The organism is Acetobacter pomorum (assembly GCF_002738225.1).
Classification (GTDB): Bacteria; Pseudomonadota; Alphaproteobacteria; order Acetobacterales; family Acetobacteraceae; genus Acetobacter; species Acetobacter pomorum.
In genome coordinates this window covers 1-575 of record NZ_PEBQ01000061.1, presented here as the reverse complement: position 1 = coordinate 575, position 575 = coordinate 1, and the positions used below count along the sequence as shown (strand labels likewise).

Annotated in this window: 1 protein-coding gene; it reads left to right on the top strand. The window is 58.3% G+C overall.

The window, feature by feature from the left end:
• Window positions 1-575 (top strand): DEAD/DEAH box helicase family protein (locus CSR02_RS04125; protein ID WP_143225535.1); only part of this gene is annotated, 575 nt, incomplete at both ends.

Below are 575 nucleotides of genomic sequence, written 5' to 3'. Positions count from 1 at the left end.
GGCCGCCGTCTGGCGCAGCAGATCGGGCACGGGCAGGAACGCATCATCTTCTCGCTCATCAACAAGTTCCACACCGCCACCGGCTATCCCGAATGCCATAATGACAGTGCGGACATCATCGTGCTGGTGGATGAAGGCCATCGCAGTCAGGGCGGTGAGAACCATGCCCGCATGAAGCACGCCCTGCCCAACGCCGCCTTCATCGCCTTTACCGGCACACCGCTGCTCAAAGGGAGTGAGACCACCAACCGTTTTGGCAGGATCATCCACTCCTACACCATGCAGCAGGCTGTCTCGGATGGAACCGTGACACCCCTGCTCTATGAAGAACGCAAGCCCGATCTGAACGTGAATGATGAGGCCATTGATGCCTGGTTCGAACGCATCACACAGGGGCTGACCGAGGAGCAGGTCACGGACCTCAAGAAGCGTTTTGCCCGCGCCAATCAGGTGTATAAGGCGGATGACCGCATCCGGCTGATTGCCATGGATCTGGCCACACATTTTGACAACAATATCGACAAGGACCTCAAGGGCATGCTGGCCTGTGACAGCAAGCTCTCCGCCATCCGCTA